17 protein-coding genes and 1 riboswitch are annotated in these 16,929 nt (G+C 35.7%); of the genes, 6 read left to right on the top strand and 11 right to left on the bottom strand.

Going from position 1 to position 16,929, the window contains the following annotated elements; translation table 11 throughout:
* Window positions 1–187 precede the first annotated feature (187 nt).
* The gene (locus tag KHA96_RS08370) at window positions 188–1,210 is read right to left on the bottom strand and encodes a DGQHR domain-containing protein (protein WP_213128864.1); all 1,023 of its coding nucleotides are present in this window, start codon (window positions 1,208–1,210) and stop codon (window positions 188–190) included.
* 86 nt (window positions 1,211–1,296) lie between these two features.
* On the opposite strand from KHA96_RS08370, the gene KHA96_RS08365 reads away from it, so the two are divergent.
* Both KHA96_RS08365 and KHA96_RS23485 read left to right on the top strand, forming a co-directional pair.
* Window positions 1,297–2,034, top strand: coding sequence for an FRG domain-containing protein (locus tag KHA96_RS08365; protein WP_213128863.1), 738 nt, complete (start codon window positions 1,297–1,299; stop codon window positions 2,032–2,034).
* A gap of 282 nt (window positions 2,035–2,316) precedes the next feature.
* Window positions 2,317–2,613, top strand: a complete 297-nt coding sequence (locus tag KHA96_RS23485; RefSeq protein WP_213129878.1) for an immunoglobulin-like domain-containing protein — start codon at window positions 2,317–2,319, stop codon at window positions 2,611–2,613.
* 278 nt (window positions 2,614–2,891) lie between these two features.
* Here the strand turns inward: KHA96_RS23485 and KHA96_RS08355 are convergent, their stop codons facing one another.
* On the bottom strand, window positions 2,892–3,824 hold the full coding sequence (locus KHA96_RS08355; protein ID WP_213128862.1) for a D-2-hydroxyacid dehydrogenase: 933 nt from the start codon (window positions 3,822–3,824) through the stop codon (window positions 2,892–2,894).
* A 342-nt stretch (window positions 3,825–4,166) separates the two neighbouring features.
* Window positions 4,167–4,283, top strand: a riboswitch (SAM riboswitch).
* Between the two features lie 167 nt (window positions 4,284–4,450).
* Here KHA96_RS08355 and KHA96_RS08350 point away from each other — a divergent pair.
* Both KHA96_RS08350 and KHA96_RS08345 read left to right on the top strand, forming a co-directional pair.
* Window positions 4,451–6,073, top strand: a complete 1,623-nt coding sequence (locus KHA96_RS08350) for a sodium:solute symporter family protein (protein ID WP_213128861.1) — start codon at window positions 4,451–4,453, stop codon at window positions 6,071–6,073.
* Between the two features lie 2 nt (window positions 6,074–6,075).
* Window positions 6,076–6,534 carry an OsmC family protein gene (locus KHA96_RS08345; protein ID WP_213128860.1) on the top strand — a complete coding sequence of 153 codons (459 nt, stop codon included), beginning with the start codon at window positions 6,076–6,078 and terminating at the stop codon, window positions 6,532–6,534.
* A 592-nt stretch (window positions 6,535–7,126) separates the two neighbouring features.
* Here the strand turns inward: KHA96_RS08345 and KHA96_RS08340 are convergent.
* The 9 genes from KHA96_RS08340 to KHA96_RS08300 all read right to left on the bottom strand — a co-directional run bounded on the left by KHA96_RS08340 (window position 7,127) and on the right by KHA96_RS08300 (window position 15,051).
* Window positions 7,127–7,468, bottom strand: a complete 342-nt coding sequence (locus KHA96_RS08340) for a HepT-like ribonuclease domain-containing protein (protein ID WP_213128859.1) — start codon at window positions 7,466–7,468, stop codon at window positions 7,127–7,129.
* Window positions 7,452–7,757: a nucleotidyltransferase family protein gene (locus KHA96_RS08335; protein ID WP_213128858.1), complete on the bottom strand. Its 306-nt coding sequence runs from the start codon at window positions 7,755–7,757 to the stop codon at window positions 7,452–7,454. Before KHA96_RS08335 ends, KHA96_RS08340 begins: the two co-directional genes overlap by 17 nt.
* A 152-nt stretch (window positions 7,758–7,909) precedes the next feature.
* On the bottom strand, window positions 7,910–8,809 hold the full coding sequence (locus KHA96_RS08330; RefSeq protein ID WP_213128857.1) for a sugar phosphate isomerase/epimerase family protein: 900 nt from the start codon (window positions 8,807–8,809) through the stop codon (window positions 7,910–7,912).
* Complete coding sequence (locus tag KHA96_RS08325; RefSeq protein WP_213128856.1) at window positions 8,806–9,483, bottom strand: orotidine 5'-phosphate decarboxylase / HUMPS family protein; 678 nt, start codon at window positions 9,481–9,483, stop codon at window positions 8,806–8,808. The genes KHA96_RS08330 and KHA96_RS08325 overlap by 4 nt, the downstream gene beginning before the upstream one ends.
* 30 nt (window positions 9,484–9,513) lie before the next feature.
* On the bottom strand, window positions 9,514–10,551 hold the full coding sequence (locus KHA96_RS08320) for a zinc-binding dehydrogenase (RefSeq protein ID WP_213128855.1): 1,038 nt from the start codon (window positions 10,549–10,551) through the stop codon (window positions 9,514–9,516).
* A gap of 393 nt (window positions 10,552–10,944) precedes the next feature.
* Window positions 10,945–12,156, bottom strand: coding sequence for a sensor histidine kinase (locus tag KHA96_RS08315; protein WP_213128854.1), 1,212 nt, complete (start codon window positions 12,154–12,156; stop codon window positions 10,945–10,947).
* 200 nt (window positions 12,157–12,356) lie between these two features.
* Window positions 12,357–13,142, bottom strand: coding sequence for a class I SAM-dependent methyltransferase (locus KHA96_RS08310; protein ID WP_249315527.1), 786 nt, complete (start codon window positions 13,140–13,142; stop codon window positions 12,357–12,359).
* Window positions 13,143–13,415: 273 nt separating this feature from the next.
* Complete coding sequence (locus tag KHA96_RS08305; RefSeq protein WP_249315411.1) at window positions 13,416–14,141, bottom strand: CPBP family intramembrane glutamic endopeptidase; 726 nt, start codon at window positions 14,139–14,141, stop codon at window positions 13,416–13,418.
* A gap of 61 nt (window positions 14,142–14,202) precedes the next feature.
* On the bottom strand, window positions 14,203–15,051 hold the full coding sequence (locus KHA96_RS08300) for a MerR family transcriptional regulator (RefSeq protein WP_213128852.1): 849 nt from the start codon (window positions 15,049–15,051) through the stop codon (window positions 14,203–14,205).
* 179 nt (window positions 15,052–15,230) lie between these two features.
* Here KHA96_RS08300 and KHA96_RS08295 point away from each other — a divergent pair, with 179 nt between their 5' ends.
* Both KHA96_RS08295 and KHA96_RS08290 read left to right on the top strand, forming a co-directional pair.
* On the top strand, window positions 15,231–16,163 hold the full coding sequence (locus tag KHA96_RS08295) for an ATP-binding cassette domain-containing protein (protein WP_213128851.1): 933 nt from the start codon (window positions 15,231–15,233) through the stop codon (window positions 16,161–16,163).
* A complete protein-coding gene (locus tag KHA96_RS08290; RefSeq protein ID WP_213128850.1) occupies window positions 16,141–16,920 on the top strand; it encodes an ABC transporter permease in 780 nt (259 codons plus the stop codon). The genes KHA96_RS08295 and KHA96_RS08290 overlap by 23 nt, the downstream gene beginning before the upstream one ends.
* Window positions 16,921–16,929 lie beyond the last annotated feature (9 nt).

Raw genomic sequence — 16,929 nt, 5'->3', positions numbered from 1 at the left:
TCCGCAATACTCAAATATCGCAACTAATCACTAATTGACTTCTTTCACACCTTGATAATTAATATATTATAGTTACTTTCTGAGAAACCTCATTTACTTATGGCTAATAAAGATCATCATATTATTCATCTCTATCATATTGTTTTCATAAACTGTTCTGTTTTAAAAAAACAGTAGAATATTTATCTTATTCTTCAACAATTATGTTAGCCTGTACATGAACTCTGGTAAGGGCTTCATAGACTTGCTCGCTAAATTTTCTATATGAACCGCCTGGCCTTTGTAATTTACTTTTTGAAATATTGGTTTTAAGAGGCTTAATGATGTCATAAAACGCGTCATATGTAAGTTTGTTGTGCTTTTCTATTGTCTTACCAATTACATTTGAACTTATATTAAGGATACCTTGGAAAACCACAGGTCTATAAATATGATTTTTTAGCCCTTCATCTATCTCTTTAAAAACTTCATTAAATGCCCTGAGATAGTTATTAATTGCTATATAAGATTTATCAATATCTACTTCTCCAAGTCGATTATTCAATACCTCTTTTACAGAGCTGTTAAATAGCTTTCTTGAAATTTTCCCAGACTGTGTTTCGGCCCTAACCAAATGCCCTTTTAATATACTTCCTTTCGTTGTAAAAAACTGTTCAAATAAGTCACTACATCTTTTTTCATCCTCCGTTTCATTCTGTAGTAACCTTTTAACATCCAATAATAATGCATCTGGAACCTTTTGTTGCGTTGTATTGATATCAATAAACAATTGAGCCTCTTCTATCCTAGAAAGTCCTTCAAAAATTACAACAGGAACACGAACAGAGCTTATTGCTTTCATAAATCCCCATACTCTATGTTGACCGTCAATTACAAGAAAGGACTTTCCTTTCTTTGAAAATGAGATTGTCTTACTTCTTGTATTATGTTCTAATTGAGCCTCTTCTTGAGCAGATAAAATAATTGCTGTAGGGATTGAACCATTCTCAACATCAATATATTCTGCTATTTCCTTTGCTCTATTTTCATCTAATCTTCGTTGAAATCCTTCTAAAGGGTCCTCATCTCTTGTTACTGTAAAACATGTGTCTTTTAAATATTCAGATGGCATCGATGCAATATAGTAACGATACTTTCCTTGAGTTACTAGAATTGTAGCCAAACTATATTTATTAGCATCCTTTATCTTTGATTTTAGTTTAGTAGCCATTTTACTCTCCCACCTATATAATTAATAAGTTGATAATATCTACCATATATACATAATTTTAACACATTCAAATGGGAGAGGGATAAATGTATTCAGATAAGTGGAAAAAAATACTAGATGAGGTAAATGAATTTACTATGGATGCAAACATTTGGTTCAGAGGACACTCTAGCACATCATATAGCTTGAATTCTGGACTTTTCAGATTAAATTTTAACAATATTGAAGAGTATATTACTACCGAGTCACAATTGTACACGTATTATAAAAGTCTCGGGTATATGTTACATACAGAGGACAATCCTTGGCATCTGTTATACTCCATGCAACATTATGGAGTTAAAACTAGATTATTAGATTGGACAGAAAGCTTTGCTGTAGCACTTTTCTTTGCTACGGAGAATTGGAAAAGTGGAAACACCCCTAGAATATGGCTGTTAAAACCATTGCAATTAAATAAATTAGCAAGGGATAAAGCAGAAATAATATCTCCTAATAAATTGGAGTATCCAGCAACATATAATGATACAAGGAATTCCCTTAATTCTTTAGCTATTTATCCAATAAAAAACAGCAGAAGAATTCTAGCGCAACATGGTGTATTTACAATTCAAGGTAATTCAGGCCTGCCTCTTGATAAGGAATTTAATGGTGAACTTGTTAATTTAAATGTACTTAAATCCATTGATTTACCATGGGAAGTTCAAAGGGATGCATTCCAATATTTAAAGCAGAACGGTATTAACAGATATTCACTTTTTCCAGATTTGGATGGACTTGCACTACATATAAATCAACTTCTTATTCCACCATATGCTCTGTAGACAATTACGAAATTTATTAGCAATAGAAAGAGGCAGCATTAAAATATGCTGCCTTATTAGCTTACACTACAAGCCATGATAGCCCTTGATGCATCATATCTTCACTGAATCCCAGCGATCAACAAAATACAAATATGATCTTTCTCTTTCCATATGTAGTAACGTGATCAATCCTCTCGGCGAGTTTTTCGGATGTTTTCATTCTGCTTCGATAGCGAAGTCCACGGTGTGGGAATCGAGGTTGATTTTAGGCTAGTCCCGGGCTAATCCCACACTAGGTGACTGATTGACGGGACGATTACAAATAAGATTAAGGTCTCGGGGACTGTTAATACAAAAAAAGTTGGAAACTATAAGCTTACTTATTCTGTCTCTGACAAAGCTGGGAATAAAACAACAGTTACTCGAATAGTAACAGTTAAGGAAAAAACGAATAACGCAAGTACATACATTTCCGTTGAAGCTAACGGCAGCATTCAACCAGGTATCTATAAACTAACGAATACAAAGCTTGAGCCGGTAGTAAAAGGAGATGTTTATAAATATAAGTTACCTTGCGTTTTTCCAAAGAAGTGCTAAGCAATTGTGCGTTTGCAGGAATATTTAAAGTTTTAGTTTTTTCGCCATTTAGGTTATACAAAACGTATTTATTTGAATCAAAATTATACGCTAATACAAGTTTTTTAGATGGCAAGATATCTAGAATATCATCCATGTATATTTCATCAGCCTGAATATTTTACCATTAAATAAAGTATATCTCTGCCCTTAGACTTTATTAAAACACGGTATCAGCGAGACTGGGGTGCAGACCCTTTCATTCCAATCAACTTTTCACAGGTGCTTTACGCTCCATATTAATAACCCTTCACCATATTCACCTTATTTTCTAATTCAACATTTGCTTCGATCTTATTCATCGTTTCCATAAAGCAAGTTACAGCCTCTGCTGGAGATGTAACTGCTGATATGTGCGGAGTAATGGTGATGTCTTTTCTGTCCCAAAAAATATTCTCTCCGCTAAGTGGTTCTTCAGAGAACACGTCGAGGATGGCCTTCCTGATATGCCCAGAGTCTAATGCCCTGATTAATGCTTTATCTTCAACAGATGCCCCACGCCCACAATTAATAAAAAGGATATTATTAAACTTATTAAACATATCGAAATCAAACAATTCATAGGTTTTATCGGTTAAAGGCATTGTGTTAATGACAATATCGATATGAGAAGAAATGGAATGAATGTTATTTGTTACCAATACTTCTTTAAATGGTTCTTTTGGAACACCAGATAATGAGATGCCAAAAACGTTTGCTCCAAAAAAGTTGAATGTCCTTGCTACCTCTGAACCAATTTCACCAGTACCAAATACAAGTACATTCTTTTCTCTTAATAGTTCAGGTGTTTTTTGGGACCAATGTTTGTCCAATTGGTTTTTTTGAAAATTTTCATGAAGTTGCAAGTCACTTAATACATAACTAAGACAATATTGGCTAATTCTTTCACCAAAGGAGCTGTTAGTTCGTGTTATCAAGATATTATCATTCCAAACTCTATCGAACAAAAAGCTATCTACACCTGCACCAAGTGAATGAATCCATTTTATATTCTTATAGTTCATGTCGGGGATTGGTTTAAAAGCAATATATGCATCCGCCCAGTCAATATCTTCTTGGCCAACCCTTTCTTCAGGAAGAAACCTAAATATTTTATCCGTTTCAAGCCCATCAATAACTTCTTGAATTTCTTTATACATTCTTCCTGTCACTACTATTTTACTGATTTCCAAGATCCCAACCTCCACTTAACCAACCATTTGTACATAAAATCTCGCCAATTCACTTAGAATTTCTCCAATCTCAAGAAAGCTTCAATTCAGATTTAATCTTCACCAATCTTTATCCGGATCAAAAAGAAAAGGGTTCAGTTCCGCAGTACTGAACATTGGCAGCAGACCCTTTCTTCAGGAATAAACAAATTCTCCCATGACTTATATCACGAATTTGCCTTCATTTCATTTTTTAAGTACCTCCATTTTTACTAAGTTCATTATACTATTTCATTTTTTTAAAAAAGCAGTTGATTTTCTCAGATTTTCACTATAAAGTATTTATTAACTTAATACGGAATATCCTTATCGCGAGCCAGGGGAGGAATTTGGTCCTTTGATCCTGCAGCAACCTGTTATTTTCTATCGGAAAATAACAAGGTGCTAAATCCAACAGACGTAATGTCTGAAAGATGAGGAAGAGAAAAAACCTCTTCCTTGGAGAGGTTTTTTTCTGTTTACTCCCCCATGTCTCTAGATAAGGAATCCGTTCCAAGAAGGCAAACCATAATTCCTACTAAATTCATATATTTAATCAGTTTTGTGGTAAAGCCAAAGAATAAAGAAAGAGAATGGGAGGAAAAAGTATGACAACGGTAGGATATTGGTTTATTGGCTTTGCTTTAGCTTACACTTTCTTTCTTATTTTTGTAAGTCAGTTTGCAAGGAAGAAAGCAGTAGGTGGAAATGGATTTTTTGTTGGTGGGCGGGGGTTTAACACTTTACTTGTAACGGTCTGTATCACGGGGTTGTTTTCTGGTTCATCCTATATTGCCATATTGGAACTTAGTTATTTAACTGGAATCTCCGCGATTTGGTATGGGGTTGCTGAGACGATTCATGTTCTTATTATTGCGTTAGTTTTAATTGCACCTTTTAGAAAAAGGGCGTTAATTACCATTTCAGGATTGCTGGGAGATCGCTACAGTGAAAGCGTTCGAGGTGTGGCTGGGGCCATTACTGCCTTTACATTTCCTATGTGGTCTGTCGCAACTGCCCTTGCATTTGCTTCAGCACTCTCTGTTTTTACGGGAATTTCATTAATTTGGTCCGTCGCACTTACGGCGTTATTACTGCTCGTATATTTACAGTTCGGCGGTATGTGGTCCATTGGATTCACACAGTTATCTAATGTAATTGTCTTTTTCATTATGCTTGCAATTGGCACCTATGCATTCTTTCTTAACCCTGGAATTGAGGGAATTAAAACTCTATTTATAGAAAAACCACAATTGGCTTCTCTTAATGGAGCAGGGATTCAAACGATATTGGCTTGGTTTGGCACATTTTTATTTAATGTCATTCTTGCACAAGCAGCTTTTCAAATGGCCTTATCCTGTAAAACACCGAAACAAGGGCGGAATGGATTGATTTACGCCTCTTTACTTGGAATACCTTTAATCATCGGGGCTGTTATTTTCGGCTTAGCTGCAGCTCAAGTTGTACCAAATGAAACGCGCGGACTTGTCGCTGTTCCCCTTTACTTAATGGAAACACTTCCCGCTCCACTTGTTGGATTATTTTTTCTAGGGTTCTGGGCTGCCGCTCTAAGCTGGGGAGCACCTTGCCAATTTTCAGGTGCGACGAGTCTTGGTCGTGATGTAGGAAAAGCATTGAACCCAAAAGCGACCGAGCTTCAGCTTGTCCGCTACACGAAATGGTCATTACTTATATTGACCATTTTAATGGTAGGATTTGCACTACTACGTTCAGAACAATCGGCATGGTGGAATGTTCTTGCCTGGGTAACGAGGAATTCAGCTACTTTTGCTCCAGTAGTAGCCGCATTGTTTTGGCCAGTCGTAACAAAGCGGGCTGCCCTTATTTCATTATTTACTGGTTCCTTTTCTGGACTATTGTGGTATCACCTTAGCGGATGGGCAGTTAGTGATTTTTACTTGAATATTCATCCTGTATGGATCGGAATGGTCATCAATATTATTACCATTGTGTTCGTTAGTTTGATTGATAATGTTGGGAACTGGAAATGGAGTGGATCTTTTAGAAGTGTTGGTTTTTATTCATTTGTATTGTCTGTTGCTTTGACAGTTAGTATGGTCCCTTCATTTCGTTTCTTATATCAAAATGGACTGGTCGGCATATTTTTAATGCTCATTGTGTCTAGTCTATTTATCAGTTGCATGTTTTTCATTAAGAGGAAAGAAAGCCCGTCATTACTACCATTGAAACAAGAATTTAAAGGAGCTTAAGCATGGAAATTAAAGAAAATATTCATATAAGAAGTATTGAAGTAAATACCGAATGGAAAAAGAAGGTACAAACAGAACATTTTGTTCGAGGGTTTCAATTTTTAATCGACGAACCTCACAAATTAGGCGGCGATAATGAAGCCCCCACTCCATTGGAATATGTCCTTGGATCCTTTAATGGATGTGTATTAGTCGTCATTGATTTAGCAGCAAAGGAATTGGGATTCCAATATGACAACATCGAAATTACAAGCCATGCACTTATTGACCGGAGGGGCTTAGCTGGAACAGCTGATGTATCCCCATATTATCAATCTGTTGAAAATAAAATAGTTTTTTATACATCCGAATCTGATGAAAGATTACAAGAATTAAAGGAAATTGTGATCAAACGATGCCCTTTATATAATTTGCTAAAAAACGCCGGCGTTGCCATTCATTTGGATTGGACGATCCAATAGAATTATTCCTAGAAAAGCATGTCCCGCATTTACTTTACTGAGGATGTAAATAAAGAAGTGATCCAACAATTTGCCAATTCATTTGTTTACCTAAAGTTTTTAACAGAACTGCCAGGGTTTGAAACATTAATCGATACGCATTTATTAACTAAAAAAAGGCGGGATACTGAGTGCGTTCATTCAGCATTCCTGCTTCTTTTTTGTAAAACTACCTTGTTATTATTAATTATAGCTTTTCGTGTAGAATGTGAGAATTCATAGCGGAGAAATTCCTGCTAATGTATATCGAGGAGCTTAAAAAGCAGATATAAGGGGAGATATCCCGATTAACTTCTCCACATAAGACCAAAATTCAAAGATTTGGATGATATAACGGAAAAACTTCCTTTATTTTCAAGGAGTGAGGGGTACTTTCCAATTTAAACAGAATTAATCCGTTTATTTCACATACAGTGAAATTAACAAACAGGTATAACAGAGTTTTTTGTAAAAATGATTTTGAAAGGGTGAATGATTGGCTCTTCTATTATGAAAAGGGGTGAGTCCCTTGCTACTCTGAGTATCAAGGGATTGTGTTAGAAACGTTAAAAAGTTAATCGAATTCTTTTAATAATTCCTCTACCTGTTGCCTTAGTATTGGAATTTTATTTTGCACCACATCCCAAACAATCCGATAATTAATGGTAAAATAACCATGAATCATCATATCTCTCATTCCAGCCATCTTTCTCCACTCCACTTGAGGATTCATTTTGCGAATTTCTACAGGAATGTTTTTGGTCGCTTCGCCAATAACCAATATATTTTTAATAACCGCATCAGCAATTAAGTCATTGTCTATGAAATCGTCATAGACTAATCCTTTTGTGAATTTCTCCACCTTAACTGAAGCCGATAAAATATCTTCTAAAAAAACTCTAGGCTCCCTCTGCATATATAATACTCCCTAGAATACTTGCTCTTAAAGCAGGTTTAATATCATCCAATATGACTAAATCAATCGGCTTTTGAAAATGATCCTCAAGGTTGAATTTTAAGTCCATGTAATTATCAAAGGACAAATCCAAGTCGTTAAATTCTACAATAACATCAATATCGCTGGCTTCTTTTTGCTCTCCGCGACTGTATGAACCGAACAAGCCTATTCGCTTGACACCATATTTCTCTTTCCATACATTTAAGTTTTTTGACAATACTTTAAGAATTTCTCGTTGCGATAACATATCATCACCGCCATTTCTTGATATTGGTTATTTAATACCATTATAACATTGCTCATTTTCTTTATACTTTAAAAATAATATATGGGTGAAAAAGGGTCAGTCCCTCGCTACGTCCACGAAAATTGGACTTGACCCCCGAATCTTTCTCAATTTTAGGCATCATAATACTTCTCGATCATTTCCCGCAAGAAAACAACCGATTCTTTTAATTCATGAATACCATTGACACCATCCTCAATCGATATCCACCCATCAAAATGAATCGATTTAAGTATGGTAAAAATTTGATTATAATCATTTAATCCTTTACCGATTACACCATGAGAAAGAGCTTTCGAATATCCTTCATTCACATACTTTTGTATGTCATCTAATGAATAACCTTCTGCCAAATAGCGATCACTTGCATGGGCCGTTACGAGTCGATTTTTCACTTCCTCTAATAAAACAATAGGATCTTCACCGGCAAAAATGGCGTTTGATGGATCATAGTTCACACCAAAATATGGGGATGATATATGTTTTATGATCTGGAGAAAAATCTCTGACTTCTGCGCAAATTCTGGATACATCCAAAATCCATCCTTATAATGATTTTCCATCACAAGGTGTACATTTTTACTCTCTGCATATGGCAACAGTTCATTAATGGAATCGACCGTCCATTGTATTCCTTCTTCTGTAGATGCTTCCGGCCTTCTTTGACCAGAAAGAACCCTACATGATTGGAAGTCTCCTGGTCCAAGGAAATGCATAACATCAATCATTTTCTTCATTTTATTTATTTCATTTTCTCTAAATGAGGCATCTGGATGTGTAAAATCTGGTGAGGAGCACATCATCGGAATGATTAAGTTTTCTTTTTCTGCCGCTCTTTTTATACGTAATAAATATTCTTCGGAAGTATCCTTTAAGAATGAAGGGTACAGCTCCAGTCCATCCGCTCCCAAAGTACCCGCTTGTTCGATCCATTCAAAAATGGTCATCCTGCCATCTGATAGCTTTTCCATATATCCTTTTGGAAATACCGAAATTCGTGGTTGTTTGTTCATCCCTCTCTCCTTATTCGCTGAACCAAATCAGATAATATTTCTTTCAAATCTTCTTTATTCGTGCTCGGACTAAATTCTTTTTTATCGATTACTAAAGGTGCGCCAACTACTACTAATGGCGCGCCTTTTTTCGGCATTTCAGCCGCTTGTTCAAGTGTTAAGCCACCTACTGCTTGTATAGGTATTGTAACTGCCTTAAAAACTGAGTCTAAATGATCAAAGGGGGTTCTCTCCGGATCTTCTCCTCTTTCATCGAAGCCTGTATGTACTATGATATAATCGACGCCATTTTCTTCTAGCATTTTAGCTGCAGCAACTGGATCTTCAGCCGCCATAATATCACCCATTACTTGTATGCCATATTCTCGTGCTGCTTTTACAACTGCCCTAATCGTAGCTGGATGTGCAACTGCCATGACTACAACATGGGTAGCGCCGGCTTTTGCCATCATCTCCGTTTCCAAATAACCGCCATCCATTGTTTTTAAATCAGCAATGATCGGATGATCTTGGAATCTTTCTCTTATAGCAGCTACTGCATGAAGTCCTTCCGCTAATAATAATGGAGTTCCAACCTCAATCCAATCAACTCCGGCTTCTACAGCAATTTCTGCCATTTCCAATGCCTCTTTTATGCTCGTTAAATCCAGTGAAATTTGTAAAATGGGTTCCATAGACAATACATCCATTCCTTTCAATAAACTTTACGAATTTGGTAAGATAATAGATTTCGCCTGTGATAAAGAGTCCATCTCTTTGAACGCATTTTCCCAATCCTCAATAGGATACACTTTAGCCATTGGCAAAGGATCAATCTTCCCTTGCTCCATCAGCAATAATACCTTCTCCCACATCGGATAATTATGACTAAATGAACCTTGAAGTCTAACCGCCTTTTGTATTAAAGGGTCAAGTGAAAAACCAACAGGCGCCGGTCCCCAGCCAATCTTTGTAATTTGTCCCCCAGGTCGAACAACTTCTATACTTTGCCTTAGCGTCGTTGAATTTCCCACGGCATCCAGTACTAGATTAGGACCAAAGCCATCACCTAGTTGCAAGATTTCTTCGACAACATTTTGTTGTGAGGCGTTAATGATATGGTCTGCACCGAAAACTTTAGCAAGCTCCAAGCGATTCCTATCTGCCGGGGTCCCTACCACAGTCAATGAAGCTGGAGAATAAAGTTTAGCCATTTGTACGCACATTAATCCTATAGGTCCTGGTCCAAAAACAACTACATGATCTCCTGGTTTTATATCAGAATGATAAGCCACAGCATTATAAGCGACACTGGCTGGTTCAGTTAATGCCGCCTTTTCATAGGAAACCTCCGCGGGAATTCGATGGATAATCGACTCCCTCGTTTTAACGTATTGTGCCATCGCACCATCTTCCAACACTCCAAACCCTTTACGTTCCAGACATAAATTGTATTCCCCGGTTCTACAATAGATGCAAGTTTCACATACGTATGATGGTGTTTCGCTGACCACCCTATCTCCTACTTTAATATTTTTAACATCTTTCCCAATGTCGGCTACAATTCCCGAAAATTCATGGCCTAATGTGACGGGTCGCTTCACTTCAAACCCTTGAGAGTCATGATACATATGAAGGTCACTTCCACATACTCCCACTGCTTTGACTTCCATTAATACATCTTTTGGACCAATCTTTGGCATTGGGACGTCTTGCAGCTCCACATTGCCTTTTCCAGCTGAAAAGTTTACGATAGCTTTCATAAAAAGCCCCCTTGTTATAGATTATGTTGAGTACCTTTGAACCTATTACGACTAATGTCGCGAGATTCCTAAGTACAAAAAGCCATTGAATTTTAAACTATTCCCACAGCTCTTGCGCTAGGTCGGACTGAGCAGATATCATTCTCTGTTGTCCTGCTGGCTGTTTTAACAAAAATAAAATAGCAATCTACTTGAAAGCCCTTTCAAAACTTGATTGTGAAAAGAAGACTCGTCTATAACTCTCCCGAAAAATTTCATATGTATAATTATACCAAATCGATGGAGATAAACCCTATCCATGAAAAAGTACTTTCGTTTTTATTCTAGCCACCTTATTGCATGATTTTTTAAAAGCCTTGCGTTCAAGATGGACGCAAGGCTTTTAAACATACATTAGTAAGCGGATGGAAAGCGGATTGTAACAGTCGTTCCTTGACCTTTAGAAGTTTGAAAGTCAATGTTTCCCTTATATTTTTCAACTATATTAAAACAAACCATCATTCCTAGTCCTGTCCCTTTACTTTTTAATGAGTAATAAGGAGTACCTAGAGATTTCACTTCCATCTCTGACATTCCCCGTCCTTGGTCGATTACTTTAATGACAATAAATTGCTTTTCCCTTTTAGCTGTAACAAAAACGACATCCCCCGTTTTAGAGGCTTCCACGGCATTTTTAATAATATTTATAAATAATTGTTTTGACTCTATGTTATTAGCAACGATATAACAATTATCCTCGACTTCTAATTCAATCCGATTACTATTTGAAAGCCCATATGAATAAAGCAAATCCGTAACACCTTGGAGAATAACTTTAACATCGACCGTTTCATTTACTTTGTCTTTATCAGGTTTAGCAATGGATAAAAATTGATAAATGACCTGTTCAGCTGTCTTTAATTCTTCGATCATCAAAGAGAAATTTCTTTTTTGATCTTCGTTCATTGACGCATCTTCCTCAAATAATTGTAAAAAGCCTTTCACAACCGTCAGAGGATTTCTAATTTCATGCGCAACAGCCGCCGCCAGTTGGCCGGTAACCTTTAACCGCTCCGCCTGTTGAATTTGTTCGAAATACACTTGTTGCTGTTTTATTCGCCCATGCGTTAAATAAAAGATAAAATAAATAATGATTTGGGACGCAATTAAGTTTATCGCATTTCCTATGATATCCTGTTCCATATAAGGGTATTGATGCCCTTGATCGACGAACATAATATAACCGAATAAAAGTAAGATTGATAAACAGTTTAATGTTAATGAAAAATAAAAAACCTTAGAATCAAAAAACAAAATTGAAAATGCCGGAATAAAACTTAACAAAATAAATATAGTCCAAGTCTCCGGATATAAAAAGAACAGCAAATAAAGGTATACCGTGGCTACAAAGATGATAGTTATTCTTAAACCAGCTGAAGTTTTCGTAGGATAAAGCAATAAACAGATTGAGAAAATAACCACCAATATACAATGTGATATATAACCAATGCCGAATTCACCAAAAAGTGGGTTATTAATTAACAATCCCATTATCATCATAGCGATTATGGACAAAACCACGATATAATATATTTTATTATTGAACTTACTATTAATCTCTTTCATACGTACTCCTTACTAACTTCCAAATTACTACCATTATAGATATAATAGGCAATTAATACTAGAGTAGATATGTAAGTAAGCACGTATTTAATTACTATTTTTTATCCTTATGCCAAAATGGATCTTATCCGCTCAATGTCTAGAAATTTTACAAAAGAACATGATAGTCAGGCTCCATGCCCTGCTTTCTTACGTACTTATTACGGAAGTGCTGTGAATAATCCCGTCGCCTTTGTAATGTTAATCATGCCATTATTCTGATTCTGCTTATTCTTAATGAATTCATTAAATTTTTGTAGTTCATCATGAGTGAGAATCTCTTTAATATTTGTATTTATTGATAGGATATATTGTACTAGTGGGTTCATTTCGGTGACCTCTAAATTGCCCTCGAAATTAGTTAGATGTGTATGAGAAAAATATCGATTTAACAGCTGCATACCATTTTCTAATCCGAATTTTTTTGCATTTTCTCTAGGATAGACTAATTGTTCATTAAATTCATGTAATAAAGTATTGATTTCTATAAGATGTTCTTCCCCATTCGTTGCCGTGTAAAATTTGCCTGTCGGACTTAATACTCGCCTTACCTCGGTTAACGCTTTATCTATATCCGGTACATGGTACAGCATATGATTGACAATCACTACATCAAATGAGTTGTCATCGTAAGGTATATCTACTATATTTATTTGTTCATATTTTATATTAGTCATCGCGCCTATATTTTTTTCTGCGTCCTCTAGCATACCTTCGGAAAAGTCAGAAAGGGTTATTCTCCAACTATTTGAAACACGACTTTTGTTCTTACCCCAAAAAACACCGTTCCCGCAACCTAATTCTAATATTCTACTATTATCTGGAATATCATACTGCTCCATTAACCAAATATGCCAATCCTTTTTATTCGTGCTGAATAACTCGTGCAGAGATATACGTGCGTGTAGATTACTTGAGTTTTTATATTGATTTTTAAGAAGTTCCATTGACAAATGAATCCCCCTCCACATAAAGACTTTTATATTATATTCTCCTTCTTTATGTAACCTTCCTGCCCCAAAATACAATTAACTCATCGTCAACCTTGCATGTTAATGATCAACATTTTGCATCATTTGAATGCAGGAAACAACATAAGCACCAAATGATCCCTCGCCACTTTTGATACAGTTTCTCGCACCAACCATACTCGCAGTTTTTTCACTAATAAAGGATTTATTGTATATAGGAAAAACTCGAAACTAAGCTGATTTAAATACCTACAACAAAGTAATAATAACTACCACATCCGTAAAGTTACACAAGCAGTGTACGAATATGGCTAATTTTAATGAATCCTTTTTATATACAAAGTAATAGAGTGGTAACATTGCAATAATTCTAGATATAATAAGCCAAGGGGACCAAAAATGATAAACCGAAAATAATAGTACATTTAAAAATACTCTATATTTTCCCAGCCATTTCATACGAGCAAGTAAATATCCTCTAAAGTAAAGCTCCTCAATTATTGGTAATATGAGTGTGAAAATGAAGAAACTTACTAACATTGAAATGATTAAAAGGTTTCTATTAAATACTGTCATGTCCTGCACGTAATTGTAGGAATTTGGAATCCAACTAAAGAAAGTACTTAATATAGTATTTGATAGAGGCTTTAAAACTGTCATTAGGATCCCTGTTACCAAAAACAATGATAACGTGTAAAAAATATACTCTTTTACCTTCATCTTACTTTTTAGCCCTAATATTTTTTGTATATTAAAACTTCCCGTTTCCTTCTTTGCTACATAGAATAAATATCCTAGTTCTAAAGGAATTATAGAAAAAACTCCTGCTAAACCCAATATTACTATTTTAGGGTAACCTTCCAAGAAACCCTCCTTCAATAGCATTGTATAAACGATACTCAACACTACGCCTGGAAATAAATGAAGTATGATAAGTTTCCAAGCACTCCTTATTTCCTTTTCATTATTAATCATAATTTCCCTCCTAAATAACCAACCGAACTTTTGTACATGTTCCATTGGCTACAAGGGTAAACTATGGTATTACACCCAGGTCAATTCCTATACTATTCTCTTCTTTTTCTTCAATTGGAATATAGATTTCTAGGAAGGCTCGTTCTTTATGATCAAGATATGTAATAAGACGGGTATTAACAAAGGCGACCCCTTTTAGTTTATATCCTTGTTCATTTGCCCATTGTAAAGTAGATTTAAAAATTTCATGTTTAATATCATCATCTTCATTTTTATCCGTGCCGTCCTCAACGATTAAATATATGCATCTGGAATAATGTAAATAAGATTCACTTTTTCCCATTTGCAATCTTTTTTGCTTTTCAACAATATACATTTCGGAATCAATAAACCCATTTTTATCAAAAGTAAATTTTCTCATTATTTTGCTAAGAATATCGTCCTTCTTCATATCCATCTTTTCCAATATAACAGGATACTCCAAAAAGGAATAAAAGTCGGAAAATTTACCGAGTACCTTGTAGGTTGGGAGCTTTCTTATGGAATATTGGTTTAGATGTTCCTTTAATTCCATACAGAATTCTTTTGTTTCTTTTACTTTTTGAAGCATGTATTCTTTATTCCGTATCGTTTCTTCCAGTTGCTCGGCTTTTTCAGCTAATAATGTTTCCAGTTCCCCTACTGTCCTTCCATCTTGCAGTTCTCTGACTTCTTTCATCGATAAGTTTCTTTTTTTATAAAAATCCGAAACCAATAATCTATAAATATCATAATCTTGGTACTGCCGATAATGATTTGTCTCATCTTGATGTGGTCTTACAATTCCTTTTTCCTCGTAATACCTCAAGGCATCTCTTGATACACCTAGAATATCCAGTAATTCACTTGTTCTATATGTATTCCTTTCCATTTCATCATGCCCTCCTAAACATATACTTTTCATATGTAAATTCTATCATTTCTGATGCAGCTAAAATGGATTATTACTCCTCCCGATCGATTCTTTACACTTTCTTTATACTTTTCTAGTCTAATTATTTATATCTGCCATTTATTCTAAATTCATAACATCGAAAGGATGATTGTTTTATGTCAGATACAATTCTTAAAGCAACGAATATTTCAAAGATATATGGCAAAGACAAAGCACTCGATAAAGTATCGATCGAAATTAAACGCGGGATGATTTACGGCTTGATCGGGGAGAATGGCGCGGGAAAATCGACATTCATGCGTACGATCTTGGGGTTAATCACCATTGACGAGGGTGATATTGAACTATTTGGGGAAACGGACGCTAAAGGATTACAGCATTCACGCAGAAAAATGGGGCAATCCATTGAAACACCTGCACTATATCCCGAATTATCCGCTCGAGAGAATTTGCGAGTACAAGCAGCAAACGGTGGTGTGAGTGAACGTGAGATTGATGATTTACTTCTTTTAATGAACCTAAAGGATACAGGTAAGAAGAAAGCGAAAAACTTCTCTTTAGGAATGCGCCAACGTTTAGCTATTGCCTCAACTCTTATTACAAATCCTGAGTTCTTAATTTTAGATGAGCCTACAAACGGTCTTGATCCGTCAGGAATTGTTGAGATGCGTGAGATTATTCAAAAACTGGTGATGGAACGGGGGATCACCGTCTTACTTTCAAGTCACTTACTTGATGAGCTTTCACAAGTGGCTACCCATTACGGAATTTTGCATGGAGGAAAACTCATCAGGGAACTTTCAAAGGAAGAGTTAGCACGTGAAACCCGTCAATACATTGAGTTAGAAACAACAGAGGTTCAAAAGGCAGTCGTCGTGCTAGACGAATTAGGGATAAGAGATTATGAAGTGATTAATGGAACGGACATAAACATTTATGAGAGTCTAGATGACGTTGCTGCTATTAATCGTTCGTTAGTGTTAGCAAACGTGAATGTTTCACGAATTGGCACAACTAGACAAAAACTCGAAGATTATTTCTTACAATTAACAGGAGGTACGGCCCATGCTCAATCTTTTAACAGCTGAGAGAATTAAATTAATTCGAAGCAAAAAACTATGGATTGTCTTATTTCTTTTATCCTTGCTTCCCATCTATCAAGCCGTGAATAGTAAAGTAGCTGTGCACTATGGAACAAAACTCGTGCAGGCGACTGATACAGTCATCAATGGAGCGACAGGTATTCTTATGATAGAGAAAAATGGATTAAGCATTTTACTCATCATAAGTGCTTTTATTAGCTTCTTTATTGGAGAAGAATTTCAAAATGGAACCATTCGAAATGCGTTGTCACTCGGTCGCAGCCGCTCACATTATTATTTGTCAAAGTTTGTGATTGCCGCACTTCTTTCCCTTATTGGGGTCATTGTCATGACTGTACTCGGCATGATAAGTTTTTCAGTCGTGTTTGACTTTGGCGAAGTTGCTGGCATTGGCAATTACGTTAACTATGCTATAAAATCCTTTGCTACTCTTTATTTATTGATTTTGTCAAACGTATCGATTTATGTGATGATTAGTTTTTTAACAAAAAATAGCGGTATCTCCCTTGTTTGGAGTTTTCTTTATACAATAGGGACAGGTTTCGTTCCGGGAATTTTCCAGCAAACTGAACATTTTAAACAAGTCACCTACTGGTTTACGGAATCATTCTTATTTTACTCGAATTTTGCTAATCCAGTGGATATCGAAAAATATCCCCAGATGGTATTGGTCAGTCTGATCACAATCATGTTATCATCAGCATTAGGAATCTTTTTGTTTAAAAGAACGGACATAAAGTAGGTTGGATGG

The sequence above is a fragment of the Bacillus sp. FJAT-49711 genome (genome assembly GCF_018343715.1).
Lineage (GTDB): Bacteria > Bacillota > Bacilli > Bacillales > Bacillaceae_C > Lederbergia.
The sequence above is the reverse complement of the archived record's forward strand: the minus strand, read 5'-3'. Positions and strand labels throughout refer to the sequence as shown.